The following is a 17,345-nucleotide window of genomic DNA, read 5'->3' as shown; positions in this document are numbered from 1 at the left end:
ACTCAGTCATCTTTGACTGAGTTTTTTTGTTTTCATACATTTGGAATAGAATTTGCATTTATCTATCTTTATAATAAAACGTAAAGAATGTACTATGAAAAAGCTCATCCTCACTATATTAGCACTAACAACACTTGCCTTTGCGCCGCAAAAGGAAACTGCTTTCGATACTGGAGAATATTTCAAATTTAGAATACATTATGGAATTGTAAATGCTGGTTACGCCACTCTTGAAATTAAAGATGCGACAATAAACAACAAAAAGGTATTTCACTCTGTTGGAAAAGGTTACACAACCGGAATGTCCAAATTTTTCTTTAAAGTAGAAGATTTATACGAGAGCTATTTTGACAAAGAAACGGGTAAACCCTATCGTTATGTTAGAAAAATTGACGAAGGCGGTTACACCAAAAATCAAGAAGGTTTTTTCAATCAAAATGAAAATAGAGTTTTAGTAAAAGACTATAAACGCAAATCAGAAAAAACGATTATTGTAACAGAAGAAGTACAAGATATTGTTTCTGCTTTTTATTTTTTAAGAAACCATCCAAACATCGACAAACTTAAATCTGGTGAAGCCATTACAGTCGACATGTTTTTTGATGATGAAATCACAAAATTTAAGTTAAAATATGTAGGCCGTCAAGATATTACGACTAAATTTGGAACCGTTTCTACGATGGTCTTTAAACCATTGGTACAGAAAGGCAGAGTATTTAAAGAAAAAGAGAGCTTAACACTCTGGATAACAGATGATGTAAACAAAGTTCCTATTAGAATAAAAGCAGATTTAGCCGTAGGTTCTCTTAAAGCTGATCTCGACGAATATAAAGGATTACAAAGTCCACTTAAAGTAAAAAAATAATGAACCCTACAGATAATTCTGAAGCGATTTTAAAAGAAATTGATCTAAAATTTCAAGCCATAAATCAAAAAACTGATGTTCAATTAGAAGGATTGCTTTGGTCTAAACCTATTACCTATTGGGACTACATCCAGACCGATGCCCTTTTAAACCTGCAAATTCAGCGTACCACACTTCCTGACGAAATGGTTTTTATTATGTACCATCAGGTAAATGAATTAATCTTTAAAATGATTTTGTGGGAAATTGACCAGATTGCCGATACAGAAAACATTCAAGTTGATTTTTTCAGCGAAAGATTATCAAGAATTACAAGATATTTTGACATGCTTACCAATTCGTTCAGCATCATGGAAAACGGAATGGAGGTTGACCAATACATGAAATTCAGAAACACGCTTACTCCTGCGAGTGGTTTTCAGAGCGCGCAATATCGCATGATCGAATTTGCTTCGACTGACGTTATCAATTTAACAGACCGCAGATACAAAGCAAACTTCGACGAAAATACCGATTTAGAAACTTCATTCGAACATTTATATTGGCAAGCTGCCGGAAAAGATTATCACACTGGCGAAAAATCATATTTGCTTAATGAGTTTGAGAAAAAATATAAAGTTCAGTTTTTAAGACAGATGTCAGACTTTAAAACAAAAAATATCTGGCAGAAATTCACGCAATTACCTATTGAAGATCAGCAAAATGCAGAATTGATCGATGCTATGCGTCATTACGATAAAACTGTAAATATTACTTGGGTAATGCAGCACCTTAATACGGCTAGAAAATATATTTTGGAAAGCGGAAAAGGTAACGGTGAAGCAACGGGCGGAAGTGACTGGCAAAAATATATGCATCCAAAATACCAAAGACGCATCTTTTTTCCTAAATTGTGGACCGAAGAAGAATTGTCCAATTGGGGAAATGAAAACGAAGAATAATCTCTCCACAAAAATCCAAAAGTTTGAAAAAAGCAGTCGTAATTTTAATTGTCTTGTTTTCTATTTTTTCATGTAAAAAAGCAGAAGAAAAAGTAGAAGCAAAAATTACTAAACCAGCAACCAAAAAAATAGAATTCGGTTTTAATTACGCAGATTTTAATATTGTTAATGATACTATTTCAAAAGGAGATTCTTTTGGCTCGATCCTACAAGGTCAAAATATTGGAGACAAAAAAGTACACGATATTGTCGAGCAGGTAAAAGATTCTTTCAATGTAAGAAGTATTCGTTACGGCAAACCTTTTACATTACTTCGTTCTAAAAATAAAACCAACAATCTTCAAGTTTTTATTTACCAACCAGACGCACTTAGCTACTATGTTATTGACTTGAGAGATAGCATTGCAAAAGCTTATAAAAAAATTAAACCTGTTACTTTCAAAAGAAAAATGATTGGCGGCGTTTTAAAAAGTTCATTATCTGAAACTTTAGGAAACGAAAGCGTCGAAACAGCATTAGCTAGCAGAATTACAAAAGTATTTTCTTGGTCTATTGACTTCTTTAAACTTAAAAAAGGAGATCGTTACGGATTAATTTTTACAGAACGCTTCATTAACGGAAAAACTTACGATGGCGTTGAAGATCTTGAAGCTGCATTTTTTGAGTATAAAGGAAAAATCATCTATGCTTTTCCTTTTGAAAGAGACACGACTTCTGGAAAAATTGAATATTACGACGATCAAGGAAAAACGCTTAAAAACTTTTTCTTAAAAACTCCGATTAAATTCAGCCGAATCACTTCTAGATTCACCATGAACAGATACCATCCGGTACAACATACTTGGAAAGCACACAAAGGAACCGATTATGCGGCTCCGACAGGAACACCAATTTCGACTACCGCCTCTGGAGTTGTAGAAGCAACAGGATATACAGCAGGAAACGGAAACTTTGTAAAAGTAAAACACAACGGAACCTACTCTACGCAATATTTACACATGTCTAAAATCTTGGTTCGCCGCGGACAGCGCGTTACACAAGGCCAGACAATTGGATTAGTGGGAAGCACCGGTTTAGCTTCTGGTCCGCATGTTTGTTACCGTTTCTGGAAAAACGGAGTTCAAGTAGATGCGCTTCGCTTGAATCTTCCAACAGGAGAATCTTTGACTGGAAATGACAGGACTCGTTTCATGAATCAAATTGAGCCTCTGAAAAGAGAATTGGACAGTATTGGAAATCTGTAAACAACCTATTTTTTAAACCTTTTAGAATTGAAAGTCATGAAAAATGAACGTCTTAAAACCATGTATCATGAAACTTTTTCTGGGTTAAAATTGTTTTACAGAGACACCAATCTTGCCGAAAATTTAATTTCAAATTATAAAATCGGACAAATTATCCAAGAAAAAGGTTTTACTGATATGAGTTCGATTGGCGGAGGGCTTTCAGGAAATCTCAGATATTTGATTGCAAGTGCTCATCCAAAAGATTTATCAAAATTTAATACAGATTCAGGAAAAATTGGTCATTTTCTTTTAGACTCTATCGCCTATTTTAAAGTTTTAGACATTCAGAAAATTGGAAACAAAACACAGGTTTTTCTTTTGAATATTCCAGACAATTCAATTTCACTTTTTAAAAATTCAACTTCAAATCTGGAAGAAGAAATTACAGAAAAAGCTCAAAAACGCTTTCGCGAAAAAGTCGATGCTGACTTAATTCCAGAATTGCAAACCGAAAACTGGAAAGAAAGAACAAAACTTCCTCTGGGAATGAGTGAAAATGGCGAATTGTTTTTTGACGATTCTAAAATTAAAACTGAAACTTTAAAAAGAATTGATGTTGATGTGTCTAAGAAAATTATAGAAATCAATAAGAAGCCTTGGTGGAAGTTTTGGTAGATTTCGTTTATATTAAAACAAAAAAAATATTCATCTTAAAAAAATGACTTCGGAGAAGTCAAATATTTATAGAACCAAATATTTTACGTGTTATTTATTCGACCCCTTCGGGGTCGTACTACATTTAACCAACAATTTTCTATAAACATATAATCCCTTCGGGATTTTTGCAATTAAATACAAACACACGTTATTTGGTTTTTCAATCCATAAAACGTTTTCGTAACTAATTGTTATATAATCTCAAACCGCTACCCTTTTAAAAGTTATTTCAGTATTTTTGTGTTTCAATGAACAAACTCAATTATAGATAAAAATGGCTTTAAACACAACAAACCCAACTGGGACTGAAGCGTGGAAAAATCTACAAAACCACTATAACGCAATTCACGAAACCACAATACAAGAATTGTTTCAACAAGATAGTGCACGTGCCGAAAAATTCAATTTGCAATGGAATGACTTTTTAGTAGATTATTCAAAAAATAATATCAGTCAGGAAACTGTTTCTCTTTTATTAGAATTAGCAAATTCGATCGGACTTAAAGATGCAATCGCACAATATTTTGGCGGTGCATTAATCAATCAGACAGAAAACCGTGCTGTTTTGCATACTGCATTGCGTGCTCCCGAATCGGCTGTTATTAAAGTTGACGGAGAAAATGTAATTCCAGAAGTTTACGAAGTAAAAAATAAAATTAAAAACTTTACAGAAGAAGTAATCTCTGGACAAAGAAAAGGATACACAGGAAAAACGTTTACTGATATCGTAAATATTGGAATTGGTGGCTCTGATCTTGGCCCTGTTATGGCTGTTGAAGCTTTACAATTTTACAAAAATCATTTAAATACCCATTTCGTTTCAAATGTTGATGGCGACCATCTAAATGAAATCATTAAAAAATTAAATCCAGAAACAACTCTTTTTGTGATTGTTTCTAAAACTTTCACTACACAAGAAACACTTTCAAATTCTGAAACTATTAAAGAATGGTTTTTGAAATCGGCTTCTAACGAAGATATCGCAAAACATTTCGTTGCTGTTTCTACAAACATTCAAAAGGTAACCGAGTTCGGAATTAATCCTGCCAACGTATTCCCAATGTGGGACTGGGTCGGAGGAAGATTTTCTCTTTGGAGTGCTGTTGGCTTAAGCATTGCTTTGGCTGTTGGTTTTGAGAATTATAATGATTTATTAAGTGGGGCACATGAAATGGATGAGCACTTTAAATCGGCAGAATTTGACGAAAACATTCCGGTAATTTTGGCTTTATTAAGCGTTTGGTACAATAATTTTTATGGCGCAGAAAGCGAAGCTTTGATTCCGTATACTCAATATCTACACAAACTTGCTCCTTATTTACAGCAAGCATTTATGGAAAGTAACGGAAAAAGTGTTGGTCGTGATGGAAAACCTGTTAACTATCAAACGGGAACAATTATCTGGGGAGAACCAGGAACAAACTCACAGCATGCTTTCTTCCAGTTAATTCACCAAGGGACTAAATTAATTCCAACAGATTTTGTTGGATTTATTAAACCTTTATATGGTAATGAAGATCATCATGATAAATTGATGTCAAACTTTTTTGCACAGACAGAAGCTTTAATGAATGGAAAAACTGACGAACAAGTTCAAGCAGAATTTGACAAACAAGGTCTTGCAGCGGACAAAGCAGCGTATTTAAAACCTTTTAAAGTTTTTACAGGGAACAAACCAACCAATACTATTTTGATTCAAAAACTGACTCCGAAAAGTTTAGGATCTTTAATTGCCTTATACGAACACAAGATTTTTGTTCAGGGAGTTATTTGGAACATTTTCAGTTTTGACCAATGGGGAGTTGAATTAGGTAAGCAATTGGCCAATTCTATCTTAGATGAAATCAATTCTAAGACTGTTAAAAACCACGACAGTTCGACTTCATTTTTACTAAATCACTTCTTAAAGAATAAATAAGAAACCCGAAATTTAAGAATTTCGTAACACTATAAAACGCCTTAATTTTCATCAAATTAAGGCGTTTTTTACATAAAAAACCGACAAAAAGCACAAAAAAAGCATTTATCTAGACCTTTTCACTTACAAAACAAATAGAATTATTGCGTTTTTAACAAAAAACACCTCTGTAAATTAAAAAATTCAATATAATATTTAAGAAAAAAAGAAAAAATCATTTTAATATACAACAGAAAAAACAAAACGTACTTTTCTTAACATTTCGATAACATTAACTGATTTATTTGTTATAATTTTGCCAAAAACAATAAACTCAATAACAAAATGAAGAAAATGAAAAATTGGTTACTGACCGGACTATTCTTTATGATAGTTTCAACCGTATTTTCTCAAGGAAAAGTTACTGGTAAAATTACCGACGGAACAGGTGGATTACCAGGAGCAAATGTGGTGATCAAAGGATCTACTACAGCAACTTCAACAGATTTTGATGGTAAATTTACTCTTACTTCACCATCAAGCACAGGAGAGATTGTTATCTCTTTTTTAGGTTATGACAACCAAACTGTGAAATTTAATGTGTCAAATGGCGCAACTACAAACTTAGGAACTATTACTTTGGTTTCTAACTCAAACGAATTGAGCGAGATCGTAGTAAAAAGTAGCACAGTAGATATTGCAAAGGACAGAAAAACTCCGGTTGCTGTTTCTACAATTAAAGCTGCTGAAATTCAGGCAAAATTAGGAAACCAAGAGATTCCTGAAATGTTAAAAAGCACTCCATCTGTTTATGTAACTAAATCTGGTGGTGGATTTGGAGATTCTAGAATTACGATTCGTGGATTTAGCCAAAACAACGTTGCGGTAATGGTTAACGGTATGCCGGTAAACGACATGGAAAACGGAGCTGTTTACTGGAGCAACTGGGCTGGTTTATCTGATGTAACTTCTTTCATTCAAGTTCAAAGAGGTTTAGGGTCTTCTAAATTAGCAATTGCTTCTGTTGGAGGTACTATGAACTACGTAACTAAAGCTTCAGATTTGAAACAAGGTGGTACAGTTGGTACTTCTTTTGGTAACGATAACTTCTTCAAATCTAACGTTGCTTACAACACAGGAAAATTAGATAGCGGATTCTCTGCATCTGTTTTATATAGCCACACTCAAGGTGATGGATACGTAGATGGAACTAAATTTAACGGAGACAACTACTACATCGCTCTTGGTTATGCTACAAAAGATAACAAACACGATTTCCAATTTACAGTTACTGGAGCTCCACAATGGCACGATCAAAGATCGACATTTATCACGATAGCACAGTACCAAAAATATGGTACAATATCTGACCCAAACATCAAATACAACTCTGATTGGGGTTATAAAGATGGACAAGAATTTAACATGGTAAGAAACTACTACCACAAACCTGTTACTTCATTAAACTGGGATTGGAACATTAATGAAACATCTAAATTATCTACTGTAGCTTATGCGTCTTTCGGACGTGGAGGTGGATCTAGAGGAGCAGGTGGTGCTGGAAACAATAACTATGTTAGTGATGTGTTTAGAACAGCTGACGGTTTAGTAGATTATGACAAAATCGTTCGTTGGAATACAGGACAGCAAGTTATCAGATATAACGGAACAGATAATGTTCGTGCAACAAACGGAACAAGCGGACAATTTCAAAATAGTTCTAACACAGGAAGAACTGGATCAGGAACTCCAACTTCTCCTTATGTTTTCAATAATACTTCAGGTATTTCTCAAATTTCTTCTGTTAACTCTCACAACTGGTACGGAGCAATTGTTAACTTCAACAAAAAATTCACAGACAACTTAACTTGGGATGTCGGAGTTGACGTAAGAGGATACAAAGGTCTTCACTACCAAAACGTAAACAACAGATTGGGTGCAGATGCATATATTGACAACTTTGACGTAAACAACCCAAATAGAGTTTTATACGGAACTTATTCTACTTACGCTTCTTGGAATGTATTTAAAGATACTGACAAAGAAGAAAAAATCAACTTCAACAATGATGGTGACGTAAGATGGTATGGTGGTTTTACTCAATTAGAGTATACTTCAGACAAATTTACTGCATTCGTTCAAGGGGCACTTTCTCAACAAGGATTCAAAAGAGTGGATTACTTCAAATATCCAGCTGGAACACCTTTAGCAAGCACAGATTACGAAAACATCTTAGGTGGTAACGTAAAAGGTGGGGTGAACTACAACATCAACGAGCACCATAACGTTTTTGTTAACTCTGGATACTACTCAAAACAGCCATTCTTTAATGCAGTTTACCCAAACAACAGTTCTATTGTAGCTGGTAACTTAACAAACGAAAAAATCTTTGCTGTTGAAGCTGGATACGGTTTCCGTTCAAGTAAATATACTGCAAACGTAAACTTATACAGAACTTCTTGGAAAGACAGATACCAAAGACAAACTGATAATGCTACAGACAACCCAGGTGGTTACTTTGATTTCGCTGGAATCACAGAAATTCACTCAGGTATCGAGATTGATGGTACTGCAAAAGTACTTGACAAACTTACTCTTACTGCAATGTTATCTCTTGGAGATTGGCAATATGAAGGAACAAGTACAAGTAACCGTTACGATTCAGCCAACAATCCTATTGGAACTGGTTCAACATTATACCTTGATGGTGTAAGAGTTGGAGATGCTGCTCAAACAACTGCTGCTTTAGGAGCAACTTACGAAATCTTGCCTCGTTTTACTGTTGATGCAAATTACAACTATATTGATAAATTGTATGCTCAGATTTCTGCAGGAAACTTTACTAAAGAAGATAACAGAGGTGCATTACAATTACCATCTTACGGTACTGCTGATGCTGGTTTATCTTACAAATGGTTAGTTGGTAAAACTAAGAGCAATTCTGTAGGTTTCAGGTTAAACGTAAACAACGTTTTTGATTACACTTACATTGCTGAAGCAAAAACAAATATATTTGCTGCTGACGTTCCTACTGTTTCAACCTACAAAGGTATTGCTACTACAAACCAAGTATTCTTCGGTTTTGGTAGAACTTGGAACTTCGCATTACGTTACGATTTCTAAGAATTTAGAATCTTAATAAATAATAAAAACGGCATTGACTTTTAAGTTTAATGCCGTTTTTTTATAGCCTTTTTTGTTATATTTGTTTTTAAACAAAAAACACCCTTTATGTATAATTTTCTACAAAAATTTCACTCTGGCTGGGCGTATTTAGCATTGCTTCTTTTAGTTGTTGCAGTTGTTAACGCTATCATCGGAGTAACATCAAAAAAAGAGTTTACTGGTAAAGATCGTAAAATCGCTTTATTTGCTTTAATTGGAACTCACACCCAATTATTGATTGGTTTAATCTTATATTTTGTTTCTCCTCTTGGAAAAGCAGCATTTGGACAAATGTCAAATGCAGAATTAAGATTAACATCATTAGAACACCCTCTAATTAATATTATTGCTATCATCTTAATTACTATAGGATGGTCTAAACATAAAAAATTAATCAATAGTGAAGCTAAATTTAAAACCTTTGCTATTTTTTACGGATTAGGATTATTGCTTATTTTAAGTAGAATTCCTTGGAATCTTTGGTTCTAAAAAAAGACCAATTTAAAAGCCCTCCTACAAGGGCTTTTTTTATCTCGGCATATTATTTGTACAAACTCCCCCCAAGTCTGAAAAGAAATAACCCATGAGAAATAAAAAAAATATTTTATTCGCCACAATCGCTTTAACTTTAATTAGCGGCTTTACTTATGTCATAAGCCAAACCAAACCTACAACAGAACCTAAAATCATTCAAGATACTGTTAAAAATCTAAAACCAACTATCATTCCATTGCCAGATTCGGTTTTTACAGATAAGGGTTTAAAACTTAGACCATACAAAAAAAACGCTCATGCCTCCTACTATGCAGATCGTTTTAATGGAAAAAGAACCGCTAACGGAAGCAGATTCAACAACAACGCTTATACAGCAGCTCACAAAAAACTTCCTTTTGGAACGAGAGTAAAGGTAACCAATGAAGCCAATGGCAAATTTGTTATCGTAAAAATTACAGACCGCGGTCCTTTTGTAAAAACCCGCGAAATCGATTTGTCTAAAAGAGCTTTTATGGACATCACCAAACATAAAGGTGCCGGAGCGATGAAAGTTACAATTGAAACTATAATAGAATAAAAAATCCCGCTGAAGCGGGATTTTTCGTTTAAACCAATTTTCTGATGGCCATTGCTATTCCTGTATGAAGCCCTTCATGATAATTATTAAAATCTAAAGCACCTTGAACATGGCGAAGCGTGAAACCTACACTTGTAGTATACTCATGGTAATCTACAAAAAGACCATTTTCAAAATCATTTTTTGTTTTTTCTAATGTTGTCGAAAGCAATGTTCTAATCTCGTCTACCTCAGCTTGAGAAACGTCGCCTTCTGGCTTGGTTCCTTTTTTATATTTGGCAATAAAATCCTCAGAAACTACTGTCGGAAGACCTGATAATTTATAAACCAAAACTTGCTGAGAAGAAATACAATGACCAATATTCCAAATAATATTGTTGCTAAAACCATCTGGAATCTTGTTTAATTGTTCTAACGAATGACCATCTAAAATTTTTAAAAGAATTTCTCTAATTGTTTTCTGTACATCAAAAACTGAACTCATAATTTTATTTTTTTTCTAAAATTAGTCATTTTTAAGTTTCAAATGGATTTTCTTTGCATTCTAACAAATTCATAAAACAATGAACAAAATATATTACTTAGCCTCTTGCGATACCTGCCGAAAAATTATTAAAAGTCTACCAGAAAACGATTTGGTTTTTCAAGACATTCGCCAAGACCCAATTACAGAAGAACAGCTAGAAGAAATGTACAAACTTGCAGGAAGTTACGAAGCGTTATTCAGTAAGAAAGCGCAATTGTACAAATCAATGGACTTGAAAAACAAATCGCTTACAGAAGCCGATTTTAAAAAATACATTTTAGAACATTATACTTTCTTAAGCCGTCCAGTTTTTATTATCGATGGCAAAATTTACATAGGTAACAGTCAGAAAAATGTTGCTGAAGTTATTAAGGTTTTAGCAAAATAATTCCACAGAACGTTTTCTTGAATTCTGATGCGTTAGGGATAGAAGCGGAAATCCTTTTTTAGGGCTTTTTCTGCCCTAAAAAAGATTGGGAGCGGATAGCCCGACCGTAGGGAACGCCCAAAACCTTTTTAAAATATTAGGCTGTAAAGTTTTTTAGTATCTTTGCGCCTTTATACTCAATTATATGATACAATCTATGACAGGGTTTGGCAAAGCTTCTTTGCAATTGCCTACAAAAAAAATTACCGTTGAAGTAAAATCCCTAAACAGTAAAGGTTTAGATTTGAATGTAAGAATGCCATCGCTTTACCGCGAAATGGAACTTGGATTACGAACTCTTATTTCGACCAAACTAGAAAGAGGAAAAATCGATTTTGCAATCTATGTAGAAAGCACTGCCGAGCAAACTTCAACTAAAGTAAATGTGCCTGTTGTAAAAAATTATATTGCACAATTAAAAGAGGTTAATCCTGATGCAGACGAAACTGAATTAATGAAAATGGCTGTTCGTATGCCAGACACATTGAAAACAGAACGTGAGGAAATCGACGAAAATGACTGGGAACAAATTCAGGTAATTATTGACGAGGCGCTTCAAAACATCTTAACCTTCAGAAAGGATGAAGGCGGTTCACTTGAAAAAGAATTCAACTTTAGAATTTCAAATATCCGTCAATACATGAATGATACACTGGCACTTGATCCAGAACGCGTACAAGCAATCAAAGATCGTTTGCAAACTGCAATTTCAGAATTACAAGTGAACGTTGACGAAAATCGTTTTGAACAAGAATTAATCTATTATTTAGAAAAACTAGATATTACCGAAGAGAAAGTTCGTTTAGGAAATCATTTGGATTACTTTTTAGAAACTTTAAACGGTTCTGAAGCTAACGGTCGAAAACTGGGTTTTATCACTCAAGAAATGGGGCGCGAAATCAATACCATGGGTTCTAAATCGAATCATGCGCAAATGCAGAAATTGGTGGTGATGATGAAGGATGAATTGGAGAAAATTAAGGAGCAGGTTTTGAATGTTTTGTAAAAATGAAGTATTATTTCATTTTCTTCTTTATAACAATTTTCAATTGCTTTGGACAAGAAGTATCTGAAATAAACAAAACATTAGAAATCTCAGATACTTTAAAATATAAGCAAGAGATTCGTATTTATAAAGAATCAACTAACGCCAAGACTGTAATCTTTAGAATGTATAATGAAAAAGAGAACAATTGGATTGTAGAAATTTCATATTACGATATTCCTTTAAAGCAAATAACCAAAATTGATAAATTTCGTTTTCCAAAAGAGAATATCGGAAAATTAAAACCAAAAGATGCAGAATTAATTTGGCTCAATTTACTTGTAACAAACATTGAGTTTCTTCCAAGTATGGAAACTATAAGATATAAATTCGACAAACCTCATATTGATTTTGACAGAAGCGAACGAGGAATAGTTAGAAACAAAAAACATATTTTAGATGGAATTGGATATAAAGTTTATGTCAGAAATGGAAAAAACAAAAACAGTTTTTCATTTGATAATCCAGAATCTTATTTAAAATATTATCCAACAGTTGACGAGTTAATATCATACAATGAATTATTATCTGTCTTGGAAAAAGAATTTTCTTTCTAAAGATAGATCACACATAAACACACAATGAACAAAGGAAAATTAATTGTTTTTTCTGCACCATCAGGATCAGGAAAAACAACGATCGTAAAACACTTATTAGAGCAAGAAGACTTAAATCTTGAATTTTCGATTTCGGCCGCTTCGCGTGCACCACGCGGTGAAGAAGTGCACGGAAAAGATTATTATTTTATTTCTTTAGAAGAATTTAAAAAACACATTAAAGCAGAAGATTTCTTAGAATGGGAAGAAGTATATCGCGATAACTTCTACGGAACTTTAAAATCGGAAATTGAAAGAATTTGGGCTTTAGGAAAAAATGTGATTTTTGATATTGACGTAGTTGGCGGTCTTCGCATTAAACATAAATTCCCAGAAGAAACTTTAGCGGTTTTCGTGAAACCTCCAAGTGTTGACGAATTAAAACGCCGACTAAAACAGCGCTCTACAGAAAGTGAAGATAAAATCAATATGCGAATTGCAAAAGCTTCTGTAGAATTGGCAACGGCTCCTCAGTTTGATGTAATCATCAAAAATTATGATTTAGAGGTTGCTCTTGAAGAAGCGCATCAACTGGTAAAAGATTTCATAAGCAAGTAATTTTATTCCACAGAGATTCACAAAGAAAAAACGCAAAGATTCGCCAAGTTGAAATAAAACTTTGCGAATCTTTGTGTTATCTTAGCGACTCTTTGCGAAACAACAAAAAATGAAAATAGGTCTTTATTTCGGCACATATAACCCAATTCATGTCGGGCATTTGATTATTGCCAACCATATGGCAGAATATGCCGATTTAGATCAGATTTGGATGGTGGTTACGCCACATAATCCGTTAAAAAAGAAATCAACGCTTTTAGACAATCAACAGCGCTTGCAAATGGTTTTTCTGGCAACAGAAGATTATCCGAAAATAAAACCGTCTGATATCGAATTTAAATTACCTCAACCGAGCTATACCGTGATTACTCTAGCACATTTACAAGAGAAATATCCAAATCACGAGTTTTCTTTGATTATGGGTGAAGACAATCTAAAAACGCTTCATAAATGGAGAAACTATGAGGTGATTCTCGAAAACCATGATATTTATGTGTATCCAAGAATTTCAGATGAGCCTGAAAACACCGAATTAAAATCGCATCCAAAAATTCATGTCATCGATGCGCCAATTGTAGAGATTTCTTCGACTTTTATTCGAAATAATATTAAAGAAGGTAAAAATATTCAGCCATTATTACCGCCGAAGGTTTGGGAATATATTGATCATAATAATTTTTACAAAAAATAGAAACAACATTTTTTTGATTTCAATTGCCTCCAGCTTTAGCTGGAGGTTTTTATTTTCAACAATACATGGCTTTAGCCAAAAACTCGCAATTTTGGCTAAAGCCATTTTTGCCCATACATTTATTCACCTCCAGCTAAAGCTGGAGGCAATTGATTTTTGAATCAATCTTTATCAAAAATTACATATAGCAATAGATTTTATCGAGAAAAGTTTCGGAGAAACGATTTATATTGTATCGACGGATTTTAATCCGTCGATTTAGAAGTGCCGCCATCTAGAGTTCCGCAGGAACGAAATATATTCCACAGCAATTACACTTGTAAAAAATGATCTGAATCTAGACCGGATTAAAATCCGGCCCTACAATATGCTTCGAGCCGATGGCTCTTCCATAACTTTACGCAAAAACTAACTAACAAAAAAGCCTGAATCCAAAAATTCAGGCTTTCGTTTATAATTAAGCTTCGATACTCACGTCGCTTTTTACTCTTGTTCTAATCTCACTCAGCGTTTGATCAACGAGAAGTTTTCCATCTCTGAAAACTTCCTTCAATTCTCCTTGTTTTTCTTCTTCCCAAGAAACATTATCCGTTAGATTATACTTGCCATCGATTAAATCAATTTTCATTAATCCTTTAGCCGATTTTTTAGTTCCGTCGTCTGTAATTGGATCTTTGAAGATGGCTCTTCCCTCTCCGTTCACTTCTCCGTAAGTTGCTTTCATGGCAAAACCAAAAGTATCTCTAGTATTGTATTGGTATGTAAAAGAACCGATTCCTAAAACCACATTTGTAGAGGAAAATCCTTTTTCTTTCAATCTTTCGCAGATTTGAGTTGCTCTTGCCACGGTAATACTGTCTCCATAAATTGCTCCAATTTGCGGAACCAATTCTTTAAATCCTTTATCGTTTGTGGTTCCGCCAAAAACATCCCAAAGCAATTCGATAACACCTTTTTTCTCTTGTTCAGTTTTTCCGTTTGGATTTCCACAGATGATATCTACTGGGTCACCGCTATCAGGACGAATTACTACTTTTCCTTCCCTAGAAACAATTTCATTTTTTAACCTTGGAAGATAATCCGTTAAAACTTTCCATAAATCCCAAGTGTCAGAAACTATAGAAACGATTCCTCTTGGATAAACCTCTGTAATTAATCTTTTGAAAGTTTCGTACTCGCCTTCTGTTGTTCCCATACACATTACAGAATGTTCTGTAGCCGCAACTGATCCTGCAACCAATTCTAGGTCTGAATTTGCATTGTAATATTCTTCTAAAAAGTCAATTACTGGAATCGTATCTGATCCTGTAAAACTTAATAAATGTCCTGCTGCAGAAGTTAAAGCTGCTTCGATTCCGCCCATTCCTCTCATAGAGAAATCGTGCGCCTGCCAATCTACAAATTCTGGTACAGAAGAAGTTTCTGCTGCATATTTATCTAATACTTTTCTATATTCTTTTGCAATTGTAGCTGAGTTGCATGGCAGCCAAACTACAGCAGAAAGTAAAGTTTCGAAATAATTCGTCAGCCAGAAAAACTCTGGAATCGTATTATACATCGTAAACATTGGCACTCTCAACGGAACGCTCGCTCCTTCTGGCAATGCTTTAAAAACCATCGGAATGTATCCTAAGTCGTGTAAATCTTCTATATGCTTGGTTCCTACTTGGTTTTCACCCAAATAATTATTGATTCTGCGAGCATATTTCTGAACCACTTCTTCTTTTGGCTTTTTGAAAAAATACTCTTCGAAATCATGAATAATATATTTTTTGATAAAATACTGCAATCCGAAGAAAACGACTTCATCAACGGTTTCAATTCTTGATTTTCTTGGTGTCCAGTTAGAATATACAATTGTAGTTCCGTCTGGATATTGTCTTCTGTGGTCAACTTTGTAACCGTCGGTTAATAATAGTGGGTTCATATATTTGTGGTATTATTTTAAATGTTCGTATAACTCTGTTTTCTACATTAATTTTTTCGCCAATCTTTCTGCCAAATCTTTTATATCGTCAACTCTGACTAAATTTTCTATCCATTTTTTCGGAATTCCATCGATTCCATAATAAATTCCTGCCAAACCTCCAGCAATTGCTCCTGTCGTATCTGTATCTTCTCCTAAGTTTACTGCTTTTAAAACTGTTTCTTCGTAAGAATCTGAATTTAAAAAACACCAAATACTGGCTTCTAAACTATGTAAAACATAACCCGAAGATTGTATTTCACTTTCGTCATATTTCGAAATATCAGTTTTTAAAACTTTATCAAATAACTGAATTTCTTGAGGATTAAAACTTTTATTTTCTAAAAATTTCGAAAGAACATTCTGCATGCCTTTATAAGCATCGAACTTATCTTTTTCTTTTAGAATTTCCAAGCAATAAATCAAGTAAATAAAACAAGCAAATACTGATCTAAAATGCGCATGAGTTATCGAAGAAACCGCTTTGACTTTTTGGTAAATTACTTCAACATCTTTTTCGTTTTGAAGATAAAAAACCAAAGGCAAAATACGCATTAACGAACCATTCCCGTTGTCTTGTTCAGAAAAACCACCGCATAAATCGGGCTGATGGCCTTTCGAAATATTAAGAATGGCATGCGTTGTGACTATTCCGATATCAAAAACTTTTCCATGCGGTGTCCATAAATCTGCATTAAACCATCTCACAAAGTTTTTAGCGATGTCATTTAAATCAAAACCTTTACTTAAACTTTCGGCTAAACAAAAAGAAAGTGAACTGTCATCACTCCAAGTTCCTAACGGCTGATGATGCGTTCCAAAACCAAACATTTCAGTAACTGGTTTTTCTTTTAAATAAGCTCTAGATTTAAACTCAACCGGAACTCCTAAAGCATCGCCAATTGCAACTCCAAGTAAACCTGATTGTATTTTAATTTTCATTTTTAAAATTCAATATATTTCGCAGGAATCTCATCCGTCAACCAGACATTATTCTCGGATAAATAAAATATAAATCCATCTTTATGCATTGCTCCACTTCTTATGGTTAAGATTTGTGGCACTCCTCTTCGGCTTCCTACTTTTGTCGCCGTCTCTTTGTCTTTGCTCAAATGCACGTGCTGACGGCTCATTTTTTTCAAACCTTCTTTTCGAATGTTTTCCATGAATTTACCAACTGTTCCGTGATATAGATATTGTAAAGGTTCTGCTTCTGACAAATTTAATTCGATAGAAATCGAATGCCCCTGACTTGCACGGATTTTGGTTTTATCTTCGTTAAAAGCGAAACGCTTTTTGTCATTATTTTCTACAACGTAATCCAAAAGTTCTACATCAAGTTGATTCCCTTTTTTATTACATTTTACAATTAATTCATCGACATCTGCCCATCCATTTTCGTCTAATTTTAATCCGATAGTTTCAGGAGAATGTCGCAGCACCAGGCTCAAAAACTTGCTGACGCTTTTTGCTATTTTTTCATTCATCTTTTCTCTTCTTACCAATCAAATGTTCCAATGAAACATCTTTGAGATTCTATAATTCGTTTAATTTTTATTTCTTTTTTTAGTGTGTTGCAATGAGAAAAACTCAAAAACTATAAAGTAAACTCTATGGTTTATTGTTTTGCTAGTTATTCTATTTTAAATTTTA

Annotated in this window: 17 protein-coding genes; 13 read left to right on the top strand and 4 right to left on the bottom strand. The window is 33.9% G+C overall.

Annotation, left to right across the window (positions count from 1 at the left end; translation table 11 throughout):
* The first annotated feature begins 94 nt into the window (after nt 1-94).
* The 8 genes from ACWA1F_RS14880 to ACWA1F_RS14845 all read left to right on the top strand — a co-directional run bounded on the left by ACWA1F_RS14880 (nt 95) and on the right by ACWA1F_RS14845 (nt 9,883).
* Nucleotides 95-865, top strand: a complete 771-nt coding sequence (locus ACWA1F_RS14880; protein ID WP_306153555.1) for a DUF3108 domain-containing protein — start codon at nt 95-97, stop codon at nt 863-865.
* Nucleotides 865-1,806: a tryptophan 2,3-dioxygenase family protein gene (locus ACWA1F_RS14875; RefSeq protein ID WP_456894649.1), complete on the top strand. Its 942-nt coding sequence runs from the start codon at nt 865-867 to the stop codon at nt 1,804-1,806. Before ACWA1F_RS14880 ends, ACWA1F_RS14875 begins: the two co-directional genes overlap by 1 nt.
* A gap of 23 nt (nt 1,807-1,829) precedes the next feature.
* A complete protein-coding gene (locus tag ACWA1F_RS14870) occupies nt 1,830-3,050 on the top strand; it encodes a peptidoglycan DD-metalloendopeptidase family protein (RefSeq protein ID WP_456894647.1) in 1,221 nt (406 codons plus the stop codon).
* A 36-nt stretch (nt 3,051-3,086) separates the two neighbouring features.
* On the top strand, nt 3,087-3,707 hold the full coding sequence (locus ACWA1F_RS14865; protein WP_456894645.1) for a hypothetical protein: 621 nt from the start codon (nt 3,087-3,089) through the stop codon (nt 3,705-3,707).
* A 316-nt stretch (nt 3,708-4,023) separates the two neighbouring features.
* Nucleotides 4,024-5,667 (top strand): glucose-6-phosphate isomerase, encoded by a 1,644-nt coding sequence (pgi, locus tag ACWA1F_RS14860; protein ID WP_456894644.1) that lies wholly within the window; start codon nt 4,024-4,026, stop codon nt 5,665-5,667.
* Nucleotides 5,668-5,991: 324 nt separating this feature from the next.
* On the top strand, nt 5,992-8,769 hold the full coding sequence (locus ACWA1F_RS14855) for a TonB-dependent receptor (RefSeq protein WP_456894642.1): 2,778 nt from the start codon (nt 5,992-5,994) through the stop codon (nt 8,767-8,769).
* Nucleotides 8,770-8,877: 108 nt separating this feature from the next.
* Nucleotides 8,878-9,300 carry a hypothetical protein gene (locus tag ACWA1F_RS14850; protein ID WP_306153567.1) on the top strand — a complete coding sequence of 141 codons (423 nt, stop codon included), beginning with the start codon at nt 8,878-8,880 and terminating at the stop codon, nt 9,298-9,300.
* 94 nt (nt 9,301-9,394) lie between these two features.
* Nucleotides 9,395-9,883: a septal ring lytic transglycosylase RlpA family protein gene (locus tag ACWA1F_RS14845; RefSeq protein WP_306153569.1), complete on the top strand. Its 489-nt coding sequence runs from the start codon at nt 9,395-9,397 to the stop codon at nt 9,881-9,883.
* A gap of 28 nt (nt 9,884-9,911) precedes the next feature.
* Here ACWA1F_RS14845 and ACWA1F_RS14840 read toward each other — a convergent pair whose 3' ends face one another.
* On the bottom strand, nt 9,912-10,367 hold the full coding sequence (locus ACWA1F_RS14840; protein ID WP_456894639.1) for a DinB family protein: 456 nt from the start codon (nt 10,365-10,367) through the stop codon (nt 9,912-9,914).
* A 79-nt stretch (nt 10,368-10,446) separates the two neighbouring features.
* Between ACWA1F_RS14840 and ACWA1F_RS14835 the strand changes: the two genes are divergently transcribed.
* The 5 genes from ACWA1F_RS14835 to nadD all read left to right on the top strand — a co-directional run bounded on the left by ACWA1F_RS14835 (nt 10,447) and on the right by nadD (nt 13,726).
* The gene (locus ACWA1F_RS14835; protein ID WP_306153573.1) at nt 10,447-10,797 is read left to right on the top strand and encodes an arsenate reductase family protein; all 351 of its coding nucleotides are present in this window, start codon (nt 10,447-10,449) and stop codon (nt 10,795-10,797) included.
* Nucleotides 10,798-10,981: 184 nt separating this feature from the next.
* Complete coding sequence (locus tag ACWA1F_RS14830; protein WP_306153575.1) at nt 10,982-11,842, top strand: YicC/YloC family endoribonuclease; 861 nt, start codon at nt 10,982-10,984, stop codon at nt 11,840-11,842.
* A gap of 2 nt (nt 11,843-11,844) precedes the next feature.
* Complete coding sequence (locus ACWA1F_RS14825) at nt 11,845-12,438, top strand: hypothetical protein (protein ID WP_456894636.1); 594 nt, start codon at nt 11,845-11,847, stop codon at nt 12,436-12,438.
* Between the two features lie 24 nt (nt 12,439-12,462).
* Nucleotides 12,463-13,035 (top strand): guanylate kinase, encoded by a 573-nt coding sequence (gene gmk / locus ACWA1F_RS14820; RefSeq protein ID WP_456894634.1) that lies wholly within the window; start codon nt 12,463-12,465, stop codon nt 13,033-13,035.
* Between the two features lie 109 nt (nt 13,036-13,144).
* Entirely contained in the window at nt 13,145-13,726 is a 582-nt protein-coding gene (gene nadD, locus ACWA1F_RS14815) for a nicotinate (nicotinamide) nucleotide adenylyltransferase (protein ID WP_456894632.1), read from the top strand.
* A 457-nt stretch (nt 13,727-14,183) separates the two neighbouring features.
* On the opposite strand, the gene ACWA1F_RS14810 is transcribed toward nadD, so the two are convergent.
* Genes ACWA1F_RS14810 through ACWA1F_RS14800 form a run of 3 tightly spaced genes read right to left on the bottom strand, consistent with a single transcriptional unit; the run spans nt 14,184 to nt 17,179 of the window.
* The gene (locus tag ACWA1F_RS14810; protein WP_456894630.1) at nt 14,184-15,653 is read right to left on the bottom strand and encodes a nicotinate phosphoribosyltransferase; all 1,470 of its coding nucleotides are present in this window, start codon (nt 15,651-15,653) and stop codon (nt 14,184-14,186) included.
* 42 nt (nt 15,654-15,695) lie between these two features.
* Complete coding sequence (locus ACWA1F_RS14805) at nt 15,696-16,634, bottom strand: ADP-ribosylglycohydrolase family protein (RefSeq protein WP_456894628.1); 939 nt, start codon at nt 16,632-16,634, stop codon at nt 15,696-15,698.
* A gap of 2 nt (nt 16,635-16,636) precedes the next feature.
* Nucleotides 16,637-17,179, bottom strand: a complete 543-nt coding sequence (locus tag ACWA1F_RS14800) for an RNA 2'-phosphotransferase (RefSeq protein WP_456894626.1) — start codon at nt 17,177-17,179, stop codon at nt 16,637-16,639.
* Nucleotides 17,180-17,345: the final 166 nt, after the last annotated feature.

The sequence above is a fragment of the Flavobacterium erigeronis genome (genome assembly GCF_054075165.1).
Note: the sequence above shows the minus strand (reverse complement) of the source record. Positions and strands in the feature narration are given on the sequence as shown.